16 protein-coding genes and 1 riboswitch are annotated in these 14,921 nt (G+C 42.4%); of the genes, 8 read left to right on the forward strand and 8 right to left on the reverse strand.

The genetic code is table 11. The annotated features are described in order from the left end of the window. Positions 1-10: 10 nt before the first annotated feature. The 3 genes from BUA17_RS05345 to BUA17_RS05355 all read right to left on the reverse strand — a co-directional run bounded on the left by BUA17_RS05345 (position 11) and on the right by BUA17_RS05355 (position 2,822). Positions 11-775 (reverse strand): DUF817 domain-containing protein, encoded by a 765-nt coding sequence (locus BUA17_RS05345; protein WP_072732831.1) that lies wholly within the window; start codon positions 773-775, stop codon positions 11-13. A 167-nt stretch (positions 776-942) separates the two neighbouring features. Next, the gene (locus tag BUA17_RS05350) at positions 943-1,794 is read right to left on the reverse strand and encodes a bifunctional 5,10-methylenetetrahydrofolate dehydrogenase/5,10-methenyltetrahydrofolate cyclohydrolase (protein ID WP_072732832.1); all 852 of its coding nucleotides are present in this window, start codon (positions 1,792-1,794) and stop codon (positions 943-945) included. A 51-nt stretch (positions 1,795-1,845) separates the two neighbouring features. Further along, a riboswitch (ZMP/ZTP riboswitch) is annotated at positions 1,846-1,928 on the reverse strand. An 81-nt stretch (positions 1,929-2,009) separates the two neighbouring features. Then, positions 2,010-2,822 (reverse strand): stalk domain-containing protein, encoded by an 813-nt coding sequence (locus BUA17_RS05355; RefSeq protein WP_072732833.1) that lies wholly within the window; start codon positions 2,820-2,822, stop codon positions 2,010-2,012. 267 nt (positions 2,823-3,089) lie between these two features. Between BUA17_RS05355 and BUA17_RS05360 the strand changes: the two genes are divergently transcribed. From BUA17_RS05360 to BUA17_RS05370, 3 genes are read left to right on the forward strand one after another with little or no spacing between them, the layout of a single operon-like run. Then, a complete protein-coding gene (locus BUA17_RS05360) occupies positions 3,090-3,572 on the forward strand; it encodes a MarR family transcriptional regulator (protein WP_063565031.1) in 483 nt (160 codons plus the stop codon). Between the two features lie 11 nt (positions 3,573-3,583). After that, positions 3,584-4,168 (forward strand): nitroreductase family protein, encoded by a 585-nt coding sequence (locus BUA17_RS05365; RefSeq protein WP_244552076.1) that lies wholly within the window; start codon positions 3,584-3,586, stop codon positions 4,166-4,168. A 16-nt stretch (positions 4,169-4,184) separates the two neighbouring features. Next, on the forward strand, positions 4,185-4,670 hold the full coding sequence (locus tag BUA17_RS05370; protein ID WP_063565029.1) for a nitroreductase family protein: 486 nt from the start codon (positions 4,185-4,187) through the stop codon (positions 4,668-4,670). Between the two features lie 169 nt (positions 4,671-4,839). Here the strand turns inward: BUA17_RS05370 and BUA17_RS05375 are convergent, their stop codons facing one another. From BUA17_RS05375 to BUA17_RS05385, 3 genes are all read right to left on the reverse strand, one after another. Then, positions 4,840-6,102, reverse strand: a complete 1,263-nt coding sequence (locus BUA17_RS05375; protein WP_072732835.1) for an MFS transporter — start codon at positions 6,100-6,102, stop codon at positions 4,840-4,842. Between the two features lie 39 nt (positions 6,103-6,141). Next, the gene (locus BUA17_RS05380) at positions 6,142-7,047 is read right to left on the reverse strand and encodes an ArsR/SmtB family transcription factor (RefSeq protein ID WP_072732836.1); all 906 of its coding nucleotides are present in this window, start codon (positions 7,045-7,047) and stop codon (positions 6,142-6,144) included. 250 nt (positions 7,048-7,297) lie between these two features. Next, a complete protein-coding gene (locus BUA17_RS05385; protein ID WP_072732837.1) occupies positions 7,298-7,960 on the reverse strand; it encodes an MBL fold metallo-hydrolase in 663 nt (220 codons plus the stop codon). A 303-nt stretch (positions 7,961-8,263) separates the two neighbouring features. Between BUA17_RS05385 and BUA17_RS05390 the strand changes: the two genes are divergently transcribed. The 4 genes from BUA17_RS05390 to BUA17_RS05405 all read left to right on the forward strand — a co-directional run bounded on the left by BUA17_RS05390 (position 8,264) and on the right by BUA17_RS05405 (position 12,946). Next, positions 8,264-9,178, forward strand: a complete 915-nt coding sequence (locus tag BUA17_RS05390; RefSeq protein ID WP_072732838.1) for a hypothetical protein — start codon at positions 8,264-8,266, stop codon at positions 9,176-9,178. A gap of 294 nt (positions 9,179-9,472) precedes the next feature. Next, the gene (locus tag BUA17_RS05395; protein WP_072732839.1) at positions 9,473-10,108 is read left to right on the forward strand and encodes a glycoside hydrolase family 11 protein; all 636 of its coding nucleotides are present in this window, start codon (positions 9,473-9,475) and stop codon (positions 10,106-10,108) included. A 209-nt stretch (positions 10,109-10,317) separates the two neighbouring features. Then, the gene (locus BUA17_RS05400; RefSeq protein WP_072732840.1) at positions 10,318-11,157 is read left to right on the forward strand and encodes a formylglycine-generating enzyme family protein; all 840 of its coding nucleotides are present in this window, start codon (positions 10,318-10,320) and stop codon (positions 11,155-11,157) included. A 346-nt stretch (positions 11,158-11,503) separates the two neighbouring features. Continuing rightward, positions 11,504-12,946, forward strand: a complete 1,443-nt coding sequence (locus tag BUA17_RS05405; RefSeq protein WP_072732841.1) for a hypothetical protein — start codon at positions 11,504-11,506, stop codon at positions 12,944-12,946. A gap of 80 nt (positions 12,947-13,026) precedes the next feature. On the opposite strand, the gene BUA17_RS05410 is transcribed toward BUA17_RS05405, so the two are convergent. Both BUA17_RS05410 and BUA17_RS05415 read right to left on the reverse strand, forming a co-directional pair. Then, positions 13,027-13,410 (reverse strand): winged helix-turn-helix transcriptional regulator, encoded by a 384-nt coding sequence (locus BUA17_RS05410; RefSeq protein ID WP_063565020.1) that lies wholly within the window; start codon positions 13,408-13,410, stop codon positions 13,027-13,029. Beyond that, the gene (locus tag BUA17_RS05415) at positions 13,403-13,765 is read right to left on the reverse strand and encodes a winged helix-turn-helix transcriptional regulator (protein ID WP_063565019.1); all 363 of its coding nucleotides are present in this window, start codon (positions 13,763-13,765) and stop codon (positions 13,403-13,405) included. Before BUA17_RS05415 ends, BUA17_RS05410 begins: the two co-directional genes overlap by 8 nt. 105 nt (positions 13,766-13,870) lie before the next feature. Here BUA17_RS05415 and BUA17_RS05420 point away from each other — a divergent pair, with 105 nt between their 5' ends. After that, on the forward strand, positions 13,871-14,785 hold the full coding sequence (locus BUA17_RS05420) for an arginase family protein (protein WP_072732842.1): 915 nt from the start codon (positions 13,871-13,873) through the stop codon (positions 14,783-14,785). Positions 14,786-14,921: the final 136 nt, after the last annotated feature.

The following is a 14,921-nucleotide window of genomic DNA, read 5'->3' on the forward strand; positions in this document are numbered from 1 at the left end:
CTCCTACTCATTATTTTCGATTAGCTTTGACATATTTCAGTTGGGCCACAATGATGACACTAATAATCACCAAAAGGAACCACGAACTGATCTTGCTAAAACTGACCAGTTGCCAGGAGTCATGCTGGTCAGGGTATTTCCAGCCGTTAAAAAATGTAGCTATATTTTCAGCAGTCCAGATGAAAAAACCTACGATGACAAAAGCGAGCGTTAACGGCATTCGATAGGTAGTTAATCGTACCCGATAGATAATCCATGTTTTACGAAAAACAATAAATACCAGAGCGGTCAACCACCAACGAAAATCGGGAATAAAATGATGTGTGAAAAAGTTGATATAGATGGCTCCTCCTAACAGAACCGAAGATGCAAACCCAGGCCAGCCTGTCATGTCCATACGCAATCTGCGCCATATTTGGCACATAAAGCTTGCTACACTTGCATACATAAATCCGCTATAAAGGGGAACGCCAAAGAGCTTGGTATAACCAGGCTCAGGGTATGACCAGGATCCCATCCACACCTTATACATCTCCAGTACCAATCCAATCACGTGAAATATACATATGACTTTGATTTCATCACGTGTTTCCAATCCGCTCCGGTACATAAGGTATTGTACTGCTAATAAAACAAGCAGAATGGCATCATAGCGATAAAGAAAGGGTATCTGAATTACGCTAGAAAGGGCCAACGTTCCAAAGATCGCCACAGGAAAAATGCAACTCATCGCCTGATGATAACCAAAATGCAGGAGCTGTACTAAAGGTTTCAAGTTATGTTTATCTCCTTCCTAAGCCTTGTTCATAATAATATAGATATGGTCCGTTTGTAAAAAGAGAAAAAAAGATCTATATATTTTCTTATTTTCAATTCGAGCTTATTCAAAGACAAAACAGGCCCCTCGTCAACTGGAGGGACCTTGTTTTTTGGCTAATTCAATTATGCATTTTCAGACAGCTTGTAGGCAGATTTAATCGTATGTTCAATGAGCGTCGCAATCGTTACAGGACCAACACCGCCCGGTACAGGTGTAATTGCTGAAGAAGGAACAAAGCAAGCTTCGTAGTCCACATCTCCGACGTTGCCTTTGTTATAACCTGCATCAATAACGACAGCACCTGGTTTAATCCAGTCTCCTTTAACAAAGAGCGGTTTGCCCACGGCTGCAATTATGATATCGCCAAGCTTCACGATTTCTTCCAGATTCACGGTTTTGGAGTGGCAAATCGTCACCGTTGCATTCCGGTTGAGCAGCATGGCTGAGACAGGTTTGCCCAGAATTGGACTTCTTCCGATGACAACTGCATGTTTGCCCTCGATCTGAATATTGTAGAAATCCAAAATGCGCATAATAGCCTGTGGTGTACAGGAAGGGAATTCTGCGTCTCCAAAAGCATTAAGTGCAAAACCGAGAGTCGTAACACCGTCAACGTCTTTCTCGATACTAATGGCATCAAAAGCTGCTCTTTCATCGATATGATTCGGGACAGGGTGCTGAAGCAAAATACCGTGTACGGAAGGGTCATCATTTAGCTTGTTTATTTCTTGAATTAATTCATCCGTGGTGGTATCCGCAGAAAGAACGACCTTAATGGATTGCACGCCTAAGCGAGCACAAGCATTTCCTTTCATACGCACATAAGTCGCTGAAGAAGGATCATCTCCGACGAGAATTGTAGCGAGACAAGGCTGAATGCCTTTTTCCTTAAGAATGGCAACCTTCGAGGCCATGTCTTCCTTCATAAAATCCGCTACCGTTTGTCCATTCAAGATCAGTTTGTCAGTACTCATTTTCACATCGCCCTTTCAACATAAAAAAGAGGCAAGGAAATAAATATTCCTTACCTCTGCCCAGGCGTACGGCTTATTAACAAAACCATATGCTCCCTCACGGTTCACCGTGTTCGCCAGTTACATATGATCGATTAAATTGTTTAGATTGATAGTACTTGAAAAAGCAAAATTGTTCAATAGTTAATGGATTTCTCTTATCAAGAGAGATGATCTTAAGGATTAAGTATCTCGTCTATTAATGAAAATTCAACACGATCTACTTTCCAGCCCTTATTTGTATAGACGAGTGTGGCACTTCGGTAGAGTGTTTCCTTGTTACCGTAAACGGAACTAGAACCCGAGTATTGACTTAATCTAGCTGTATTGCTGTCACGGTAAGTCAGACCGGATTGGCTGATGACTTTGAATTTAAAGTTGTATTCCAGCCCTTTATCCCGAATAATTTCGTTGATAAAACGATCTGTAAAATAGGCGCTAAAGTATGTCCGAATTTGCTTAATGGAAGACAGGTTTGTCGCTTCATTTAATTTATCAACGAAGATTTGCTGTTGTTTGGCCGTTATTCTCTTTGTATTGGGCACTTGCACTTTGGGTTTTGCCATCGTCACCTGTATTTGCGTGCCATCCAGAGTGATTGTTGCTTGGCTGGTTTGTTGATTCCATTGCACGTCAGCGCCTAAAGTTTGACTGATAAACCGCGCCGGGACATAGGTGGTGTTATCGTTTAATTCCGCAGGAACATCCAGAGAAACTTCCTCTTGGTTAACCAGTATCTTTTTAGAGTTAATGGTCAAAAGTATTGTCGTTTCACCTTTGGTCATGGTGATATTTTTTAGTTCTTTGTTCCAGTTAACTTCCGCTCCCAAGTTTTCGGACACTGCCCGTAACGGAATTAGAACACGATTATTTTGTAGCATGCCAGTATCCATTGTGATGTACTGGTTTGCAGCTTCCCCGGTAGCCGCAAAGCTCGGCAGGATGAGCAGAGTCGTTGTCAGCAAGGAAATAGTGATTTTTTTAAACATAGGCTCCTCCACTAAGGATTAATTATTTGAATATGTAGACGTTATCAAAATAGAAAATGTTTCTGTATGTAAGATGCCATTTCCCAAGCAGTAAGGTAGCCTAGGGCTTAATTCTAATTTTTTTCTTTTACCAGAGGAAATAGTTGATAACTGTTCTCACTCGTGATATATTGTTAACAAGTAAACTATTTCAGATTAATTTCCTGAATTAGTTTAATCATTCAAGGTTTTTTTATTGTTTATAAGTAAATAAGGAGCGATTGAAGAATGGATTCAAACGATCGAACAAAACAGTTACTGTATGACCAATTTATCCGGTTTTTACATGTATATGAGAATCACAAGGATACGGAAATTGAACATTTTCTAAGTATCGCCCAGCGGGAAAGCATGGACAAAATCCCTCAGCATTTGACCGCGGTTCATATGATAGATTGCATTGGCAAGCATGAGCCTATAAACAACACAGGTATTGCTGAGGCGATGAATTTGTCCAAAGCGAGTATTACCAAGATCGGCAACAAACTGCTGGAGGAAGGATTCGTCAAACGTACGAAAATGAATGACAACAAAAAGGAGAGCTACTTCCGGTTGTCACCACAAGGCAAAAAGATCTTTGAACTGCATGAACGTTTACATGTACTTGAGGCTGAACGGTTCTATCGTTCTTTGGACAAATATTCGGAACCGGAGCTGAAAATAATACTTCAATTTCTTCAAGACAGCAGCATGGATATGGAATCCAGATAAACTGAAGGAGAGTGAAACACTTGAGTCTGGCAGAATTGATCAGGGAACGCAGAAGTATTCGTAAATGTAATTCTACACCGGTGGAACAGGAGTTGGTTGTTGAATTGCTGCACAAGGCTACACGGCTTCAACCATCTGTTGAATCTGGCTCATGGCGTGTTGTTTATGCCGGAACTCCCGAAGCACGCAAACGGTTGGTTGACTGCATGCTGGAACAGATGTCGCAGAGCAAGCTCGGCAAGTTGATTCCGGGAAAACTGCTGGATGTGTTTAAAAAGAGGTTTACCGATATTCCTGCTCATGTCATTGTTATGTCGACTGTAGGACCGGATCGTCTGACCAATGACCGCAATTATGCGGCTGCCTGCGGGATGATGCAGAGCTTCCAACTGCTGGGATGGGAAAAAGGGTTAGGAATGCTGTGGGATACAGAGTCCATGATTCAGAATGAAGGCTTTTTCAAAGGAATTGGACTGCGTGAGGATGAAAGATTTGTTGGCATTCTTCATATGGGATATTACGACAAAGCGCCAAGAAGCCGGAAAAGAACACCAGCTGAGCAAAAGTGGACTGTATTTCAGGGTCAGACTACGTAGAAGGGAGGATGTAAATATGGAATTGTCCGATCTGCAAGGGGGCATACACAGTCCGAAATATTTTTTGGATCGACCGGTATCACAGGAGCTAATCCTTGAATTGCTCAATCACGCCGTGTGGGCGCCAAATGATGGACTTCGTGAGCCGTGGCGATTTATTTTTGCCGATAATCGTAATGGGAAACTCATGCAGGGAATGCAGGAGCACGCTCCAGCGTATCTTCTGGTTCTGGTGAAGGAAGAGGCGGATCATCATAAGCGGGAAGAGGACTTTGCAGCTGTCTGCTGTCTGATCCAAAATTTTCGTTTGCTTGCCCATGAACAGGGCCTGGGTGTGCGCAGTACGTTGCATGACTGGATGTACGACCGGAGTCGTGCTGAAAAGTTTGGCGTGTTAGGCAACGAGCGAATTGCTGCGGTTCTGGAATTGGGATATGGCGCTGTACAGCTGGAAGGGAAAACTGAGATAACAGAACCTCAGCTTCAGTTCGAACTGCTGTAGCGGAGAAGATATAGGAAAGAAAATTTAAATGAATGAGGAACGACAAAACCTTGATCGGGATTGTCGTTCTTTTTTGTGCGGTGTGTATCCGATTTGTAGATTACAAGTCAGCTATAGCGGATACACACAACTAATCCAGAGATTCACCTATTTTAAAAAAATGACATTCCTATAATGTGTTAATTACCTTGTTATGAGAATTGAATTGTGTTCTATTCTGTAAAGTAGATAAATCACCATCTAAATTCTTCAGGTTGGGAAGGAAAGCTGCGGCGACCGAACAAAGCAAGGGGAGCAGACCCAAAGACAAGAATAAGAAAGGCAGACCATAGAGTTCTGCAACCGCTGCACCTGCAAAAGCACCTACAGGCTGTAGTCCGCCACCAATGAGGAACCGTATTGAGTTGACTCGGCCTTGAAGAGGTCCGGGGACAAGTGTACCATGCAAAGCTGAACTGAGAGAACCAAAGAAAGGTCCTGCTGCACCAGCGGCACATAAGGCAACGAGCGCAAACGGATAACTCGGGAATAGGCCCAGTAAGGCGTTAAAAAGCCCGATGGCGGCTAGGCTGCACAACATAACTGTCCGTCGTCTTTTGATTTCACCCATCCACGAGATGACCAAAAGTCCTATTAATGTGCCACATGCTGAAGCAGTGGTGAGTGTACCCATAGCAGCGGCATCCCGATTTAACACTTCACGAACAAAAGGAATCATCATCGTCCAGATCGCTACAGAAGACATGTTGCTGATCGAAACCATTCCCATAATCGAAAGCATGGCCGGGAAACTACGATAAAAGGAGAAACCTTCATGGATATCTCTGAAATAAGCCTTAATTGAAAATGAGGACTTAGCTGCTACTGGCTTCTGCATTGTGGGCAGATAGAGCAACGTGGCAATGGCGGCGGTGTAACAAACGGCGTTGATGCCGAGCGTTGGCAACGCCCCAGCTACGGCAGTAAGAGCTCCGGCTAAGGCTGGGCCCAACAAAGCAGCTGCATTACGGCAGCCGTCGATTACCGCGAATGCACGCACCAATTTGTGTTTATCTGATACTCCGGGAATAATTGCCATTGCGGTGGGCATGAATAGGGCAGAACATGCCCCGCTTAGTCCTGCGGCCAGGAAAAGATGCCATAATTGCAAGTGGCCTGCGAGTCCCAGACTCAGCGGTAATAAGAGAGCAAGCAACCTAACAGAAGCAAGCACTGCCATGAACCGCCCTCGGTGTAACCGATCGGCTAACGGCGAGCCGAGCAACCGAATGGCCACTTCTGGAATGCTAAAGCTTAGTGCCATCGCACCCATGGCCATCTTAGATGCAGTTATTTCATAGACAAGCCATTCCATAGCCAGAAGACCAAATACGTCACCAAATGAACTCAGAGTGACAGTCGCTAGTAAACCATAATAACTGCGCTTAAGCATGAGTGTTCCTCCGTGTGCGTAGGTTAAAGGGCATGATCATCATTCTTCAATATAAGCTGAAATCTGTTCCGAAAGCTTGTTGAGAGCTTCTAAACGCAAGCTGTAAGAGGTCGTTTTCTGGTTATAATGCACGATGACAAGCCCCGCTGCCCTTAATGAAATCAGGTGGTAGTGAACCGTACTTTTAGAAAGTTTAACCTCGCTAACGATCTCAGTGAATGTTAACTGCCTTCCAGCCAACAGGCGGAGGATATATAATCTGGTCTCGTCGGACAAAGCTCGCGTTAGACGCAACAACCGATGTTCAGGCCGACCCGTTGCTGGTGGGAGAATATCGGCAGAGTAACTTGTGAAAATCACTTCATCAAAGATGGCTGAGGTGACAAAGGGACGAGCATGATATTGAGGGATTAGAATCACTTGTTTGAGCAGAGGGGTGGGGTATAGACGCATACCTTCTGTTGCCTCCTCATAGACCTCTAAGTCATTGGTTCCGTTTAAACTGGACTGTCTGGTTTCAGCTTCTAAGGCGAGACCTTCGATAATCGCCGAATCAATTTGGCTGAAATAGTGGGTATCCCATTCACGCAGCGCTTCGGATGTCCGGCTGCGCAGTTCCGGGAGATTGGAGGGAACGGACAACTTCACATTAGCAGCGATGTCATATAGCTGGCCCGTGGTTAGGTCTTCAAGCCAATCCAAAAAACCACTCACTGAGCGTTCACCGGGACAACTCCAAATATAAGGTGCAAGGCTAAAATCATCTACAAGTTTCATCGTCTCCCGCATTTGTTGTAGTTTGGCAGGTGCGAACCGATCTTGTACTTCTCTGACCCATAGTTTTCCAGCATCCAGAGCATTATGATTCTGTTTACTCATGAAAACCGTCAGGCTGCTTACACATTCATAAATGGGCGCGAAATCAACTTCCACTTTGTAGTTCATAGCTCGAATTTCCCCCTGTTCTTTCTTGTTCTATATTTATAGAACAACTAATTTGTTTTATTGTATACGAACAATTATGGGTTTGCAACAAAAATGTCCAATGATTTGCTTATTCTCTTCAACGAAAAAAGACGTTCCCACGGGTGGCGAGCACCTGAAGAAGCGTCTTTATGATTTATAATGACAGCAAAATGAGCAGTCTGGTTTTAAAATAACTGAATAATACTCACCGATAGTGTATATTGAAAATTTAATTTTGGTTGAGTGCTGCTATCTGATCTTTCACATTTACATTACTTAATCCCCCGTGGTAACAAATGACAGATGTAATATCGAAATCTGCATATTTTCTCAACGAGAGCTTTGCTGCGTTCATATCCGGTGTAGTCGGGGCGTGAATTCCACCAAGTATACCTTCTACACTGTACATGGAATCCCCGGCAATGAGCGTTTTACTTTCCTTCAAATAAAGACTGATATGACCGGGTGTGTGTCCAGGCGTGTGAATAACGCGAATCCCGCCACAAAACGGCAGTTCCTGACCATCTATTAAAGTATGGTTTACTGTGCCCTTTGGCGGATTATCCAGGTGACCATCTTTTATCAGAGGCAGTTCCCCTTGGATGTACGGCTTATCCAATTCGTGTGCATATACATAAACAGCGTTGCCACGCGTCTGTAAAATCTCCGGTAGATTCCCTATATGATCGACATCCTGATGGGTCAAAATAACTGCATTTAATTGGTCTATTGAAACGCCAGCCTTCTCCATTGCCACACGTAAATCCTTAAATTGATCTGGAAAACCAGTGTCTATTAGAATAGTCATTTCTTGATCCTTTAAAAGAATAGGGTGTATCACATTCCCATGATAGTCCAGATGGAGCATTTCGACTCCCTTTGAAATTTCCATAATATTAATCCTCCGTAGAAAGAAATAGTATCTCTTTGTAAACGAATCAAGTCATTAAAAAGATACGGGGTAGAAACGGGGAAGGGGAGGATATAACTTCTTAAAAAAAGTGTTAAGATGACATTTTGAGATATAGATAGTTCCTTCAAAAATAAAATTAATGGTAAAATAAAAAAAAGGAGGGGAGATCATTTAGCTTACACAGCTACAATATTTGAGCAAAAAACTGAATTCAAAATGGTAAACTTTTATTATTGAGTAAATACACAGATGGTATAGAAATGTTGGGGGTGCAAGGTCATATTGAAGAAATTAATCTTGGCAACACTATTATTCTTAACGAGTTACGTATTATTCTCATCAAATTCAACGGAAGCTTCAACAACAGTTAAAACCGCTGTACATACCTATAAAGGTCAACCGTATGTTCAAATTAGTGGTGGAAATGCAATAGTTATAAAAAAAATAAATGATACTTTAAAGGAACATACAGTAGAAGTAGCTAATGGCAATAAGGCACTCCAACAGAATAATAGTGTAGCTTGGTACAAAACGAGCGTGAAAACTACTTACAATAATAATAAAATATTATCTGTAGCTTACACAGATGGACTCAATTACAGCGATGATAATATAGGAACATATGTATCCATTATTTATAATTTTGATCTTGCAACAGGTGACCGAATTACATTATACGATGTAGTAGATTCTGATCAAAAAAAGGCCAATCTTGTGTCTATTTTATCTCATAACCTTCAGCTCAAGTATAATAAGGGAATTACAATTTATGAAAAGAGTATATATGATATTCCAATAAACTCTTCCACACCATTTTATTACTACGATAATGGTATAATTGTTCGATTTTATCCCTCTCAAGTTGCAGAATTGTCAGAGGGATTCATAGATATAAAGGTTCCATTCTCACAGCTAAATGAAGAAATAAATAGATTGGACCCTCTTATTACTTATTTAGATTATCTCCAAAACAATGTGACTGATTATGTTGATACTGAGATCGAATATTTTAATGGATACAGTATAAGGAATAGTTATCAACTCTTAAATGGTGAAGTATGGAAGCAAGTTGAGCCAAATTTTTTTAGCCTTCAATCCTATTCGTTGTATCCGAAAGTACGCATATATAAAGATAAAACACGCTATTATATGTGGGTTGAGGGTACAGATGACGCAGTAGAGGTTGAAAGGTATTAGATAATTTCTAAGCATAGCATTTACTTTCACAGCCGCCCTTCTGGGCGGCTTTTTGCATATTTGTTTTCTTATAGGTACAAGTCGATTTTTAGAAGGAAAGCAGATATAGATCTAAACATATTAGAGATTAATCTTTAATTTGTCAGGTTTTTATGTAACCGCTATCATTCTATAATTTAGTCAGAAAGGAGGTAAAAGTAAAAAGAATTGCATCAAATGGTAATTGAGAACTTCAACCGAGAATCAGACGAAAGCAGTCGATAAGGCAAATATAATCATATTGGGAGGTAGAGTATGTTTAAATTTAGCAAAAAAATGTTGACGGTCATTCTTGCGGCTTCCATGAGTTTTGGCGTGTTTGCAGCAACCTCAAGTGCAGCGACAGATTATTGGCAGAATTGGACCGATGGCGGCGGTACGGTTAATGCTGTGAATGGGTCGGGCGGAAATTACAGTGTGACATGGCAAAATACGGGGAACTTTGTTGTTGGTAAAGGCTGGAATGTTGGATCTCCAAACCGGACAATTAACTATAATGCTGGGGTTTGGTCTCCATCCGGCAATGGCTATTTGACACTCTACGGGTGGACAAGAAATGCACTTATTGAATATTACGTTGTAGATAGCTGGGGCACTTACCGACCAACAGGAACGTTTAAAGGTACTGTCACCAGTGACGGAGGAACATATGACATCTATACAACGATGCGATACAATGCACCTTCCATTGACGGTACACAAACCTTTGCCCAGTACTGGAGCGTAAGACAATCGAAGAGAGCGACCGGAGTTAACTCCGCTATTACATTCAGCAACCATGTGAACGCATGGGCAAGTAAAGGAATGAATCTGGGTAGCAGTTGGTCATACCAGGTGTTAGCGACAGAAGGATATCAAAGCAGTGGAAGTTCCAACGTAACGGTGTGGTAAGTAATCCACGGTAAGCAACCCCATTTAACGTAAGTAAAACAGATTTTTATGCATTAAGGACAGGCTCAATGCCTTTTCCTCAGTTCTACTTTCAGTCCGGATATGTTGAAGGCCGTTTCAGCCAGACAAATGGCCTTCGACGTTGCCGGATACGAAATGATAGGTATCATAGCCAATTATTTTCCCATTAGTTTAAAGGAGATTGTTCAATGAGAAAGCTATTAATGTTCTTTTTAATAGCAATAATGGTAGTGATGAGTGCTTGTTCGCAGGATAAACCCGAACCGGAGGATAACCTTGTATTCGTGCAAGGTGGAACGTTTAAGAACAACAAGTCCAATTTTGCTGGAAGAAATGCGACTCTTTCGAACTTTTATATCGGAAAATATGAGGTAACTCAAAAAGAGTGGGAAGAGGTCATGGGAAACAACCCCTCTGGATTCAAAGGAGATCAATTACCAGTAGAAATGGTGAGTTGGTATGATGCGATAGAGTATTGCAATCAAAGAAGTATACAAGAGGGCTTGAAGCCGCATTACAACATTGATAAGGATACCCAAGACCTGAATAATAAGAATGATAACGATAATATAAAATGGACAGTAACGATTAATGAGGGAACTAACGGTTACCGACTGCCTACAGAAGCGGAATGGGAATATGCCGCAAGCGGAGGTCAGGAGAGCAAGAATTACACATACAGCGGCAGCAACAACGCCGACAAAGTCGCATGGTATTGGAAGAACGCCGGGGACAAAATCTTAACTGGAGACTGGAACTGGCCTGCCATAGAGAGCAACAAAACCAAAACCAAATCGATTGGTACCCAACAGCCCAACGAGCTTGGAATCTACGATATGTCTGGCAATGTAAGAGAATGGTGCTGGGACTGGTACAGCGATGCTGAGAGCCAAATGGCTTCATTTCGGGTAATAAAAGGCGGGGGCTGGATCGGTGGTGTCAACAATAACGAGATCGCTTTTCGAGGCAAATTCGATGCAAATGGTTTTGGTCCGGATCAGGGGTTTCGTGTTGTTCGCGGAGAATAGTCGAAACGTTGTAAAGTACCCAAATAGTTTAAGACGGCCCTATATGCTGCAAAGTAGGTCGTTGAACTTAAAGAGATGCCAAGGCTATAGCAGATTAGCCGGGGCATCTCTTTTTGAAATGCTTGTATTTCATTCTAATGCACAGGATCAGAAAGGTGATGCATTGTTTGTCGTACAAATCGACCCTTTATTTTGCAGGATCAAAAAGTATCCTACGACACAAAAATGATCGGATCATACAAAAAAGTGCGTACTATTCAACGATCAGGGCACCTGATAATCTAACATTCGAAGGGCAAATTGAATTGTCGTTCAATATAAAAATCGTACTGAAGGAGTGGGAAAAATGCCAGCGTATCAACTTCACTTGAAAGATAAACGGATCGTATGGGGAAACGCAATAGATGTGGAGTCTCTCATTGGCACATATCCACAGGATTCAATTAGACCAGGAGAGAACGCGGCTTTGGATTGGAAATTGCCTAATGGCATATATAGAGCAAAAGAGGTCGTCATAGAGCTGGATAAACTGCTTGAGGCGATACTGGTTCAGCTGGGCGAACCGATAGACGGTAATCCTTCGGTGTTATTGGACAGCCTTCAGGCCAATTTGGCGATCTCCGGTGATCTTTCATCACTACCGCTTGGACCTTTGGCTTTGAAGGATAAGGCAGGTGTTGAAATTACGGCACAGGCGGCACGTATCGGTGAACAATTGGTTCTCTGGGCACGAGAGATTAATTCTGAAAAGAGGGCACTGGCACAATATGGACCGGAAACTCTAGGAGAGCTGGAATTTAGAAGTCATTGCTATGGTCATACCCTGATACCGGAAGCTATTGCTCAGGTTTGGGGTCCCGCTGGGGGACCAAGAGTTATGCAGTTATATAATGAATACTTGCACCAATTTGTATTGCTGCGGGATGCATTACTTCCCTTTGCCAATTGGGAACAAGTACCGTTTGAAGTCATGGAACACACGCAATTCAAAGGATTACGTTTTCTGGAGCCTGCCCGTAAGGTCTTTTTAACTCAATTGCTCGGGAAGGAATTAACTCACAAGGCGATTGTTCAATATGCACAGAGTGTGCTTAGCTCGAGTTTGACCTCTGCTGGTTACGGCTTTCAATATCCTTTGGGAACTGTGTTGCCCGCTGGATTGGGAGAGTCGGCTGGTACGGCTGCACGTTATCTTCTGAAGTGGCATCCGGTACAAACCATTGAGACTGAAGATACAAAAGATTTAGTTGCCATCTCTTTCGAATATGAATATGACGATTATTATGCTGCACCACGCGACGAAGCAGGAACGGGTATACCTGGCAGCAAGGATCACTTTCACATTTCAGAGAATCATAGTGATCTTCCATCCATCGCACGGCTGCTTCCGAATACAGATTCAGATCGAACGACCTTGCGTTTCAGACTGGAGAGGGAAGGTCATGCATCATCTAGTGTAGAATCTAGTGTGGATCTTGGTCAGCTTTTCAGGGGACATCGATTTTCATATCGGCCTGAAGAGAACAACCATTCCAAGGCAGCTACTGTGAAGCGAACATCAACGAGCATTCATCAGGTAGCAGACATTTTGTCGCATTCCGGATTGGTGACAAATACGGATAATGGAGTCCATATCATACCAACAGGCGGAAATGAACTTGTACAGTGGGCTTTGTTAGGCAAGCTGTATCCCGAAAATGTGGTGTTAGTGGACAAAGGAGATCAAGAGGAGCTGGAAGCAGCTTTGGTTTCTGGGAAGGGGTATGGAACGCAATTTTTGGTGTTGTAATGCTATAAACCATTCGTGACAGATGATATGACGACGGCAGCGTACTCGTACAGAGCTGCTGCCGTCTAATTACGACTACTTTAATTTACATTAGCGATGTCGCGGCGAGAGTCATCATTGTCGCAGGATACTTCGTCGGGGAATTTCTCGATATAAGTCGTACCAAACTTGCACAACATCTGTAGCATGGGGGCCAGTTCCTCGCCCAGATCGGACAAATAATATTCTACTTTTGGCGGTGCAACCGGATAGACCTTGCGAATAATCAGGCCGTCGCTTTCAAGCATTCTGAGCTGCATTGTAATCATGCGTTGAGTTGCGTCCGGAAGAAGTCGCTGAAGTTCATTAAACCGAATGGGACCTTTAGTTAAGTGATTGAGTATAGAAATTTTCCATTTACCGCTAAGTAAGCTCATGACAATTTCCGAGGTACAGCGATAGGTTTTATTTCTAAAGTTAATCATCCTCCAACACATCTCTTTCACTTTGATTTTGTACTCCCCACTCACATAAACCTTCCAGAACAGGCAATAACGTTTCCGCTTTATCGGTCAGTCTGTACTCGACTTTAGGCGGGACTTGTGGATACTCTTTCCGTTCGACCATACCATCCGCTTCCAATTCTTTTAGTTGTGAACTCAGTGTTTTAAACGTAATCGCTCCAATTTGTCTTTTCAGTTCATTGAAGCGTACCGGTTGGTTTTCTGCTAAAAGATAAATGATGACCATCTTCCATTTGCCGCCAATGACAGACAATGTGTAGCCAAAAGGCGTATCTTGAATATGTTTAACCTTACCTTGATATTCAGCCATGCTCATATTTATGCTATCCTTTCGGGTAGTACCTGTCATAATTGTGCGTACTACTTTTTGATTTGCGTTCAGTTTATACTAACCTTACTTTGAAGTAAAGGAGAGAAAAACATGAATCAAAAAACAATACGTCTGTTAATGCCACAATGGCAAGGGGGAAATAATCCTAACTACTCTTTTGGGGCGGAACTGCTTGCCTGGCTGGCTCCTGATAATGATCAACCCCTGATTCAAGTTCCTGTACAAGCATATGATGGAACCCCACTGAAAAACGAGGATGGTGTAAATGGGAGAAAACAGCTCATTGAACAATTGGAAGCAGCCCAGCATATTATTCATGCTCACAAGCCTGACCGTATCGTCATGTTTGGTGGAGACTGCTTGGTCGAACAAGCTCCGTTTGCCTATTTAAACGAACGGTATAATGGAGAATTAGGCTTAATCTGGATCGACGCGCACAGTGATTTGGTTGGTTACGCGGGTTATGATAACGGACATACGTTACCTCTGGGTAATCTTTTGGGAGAAGGGGATGAAGAGTTTGCAAAACATGTAAAAATCCCTCTAAAACCTGAAAATGTCTTTATCGCGGGGTTGGCAACACCTACAGAACAGGAAGACGAAGTGATCTCAGAAGCGTTTGAACGATTAGGTATAACGACTGCAGAATCAGATACTGAAATGATTCAAAGACTTGGCATTAAAACTGCCGGAGTCGAAGAATTAACGAAAAGTACAGCATCCATCAAACAGTGGATCAAAGAAAGCGGCATTAAACATCTGGCTATTCACCTGGATCTAGATGTGCTTGATCCTAAGGCTTTTCGCTCGTTATTATTCGCTAATCCTGAAGGCCCTTATACGTACTCTCCTGCGGGAAGCTTGCAAATTCCTCAGCTCCTTCATCTGCTCAAAGAATTGTCGGAAGAAACAGATGTTGTGGGATTGGGTATTACCGAGCATATGCCATGGGATTCAATCAACTTGAAGAACCTGCTAGGGGAAATACCTATTCTAAATAAATAATATCATTCAATATACTCACCAACGGATTTATAATACTAGAATAATAGGTTGACCATAAAAAATACACTCAGACACTTTATCATTGTGTGAAGTGTATTTTTTTGTGACTGTACGTGAGATAAAAGCTTAATAACAT

It is taken from the genome of Paenibacillus sp. ov031 (assembly GCF_900143165.1).
Classification (GTDB): Bacteria; Bacillota; Bacilli; order Paenibacillales; family Paenibacillaceae; genus Paenibacillus; species Paenibacillus marchantiae.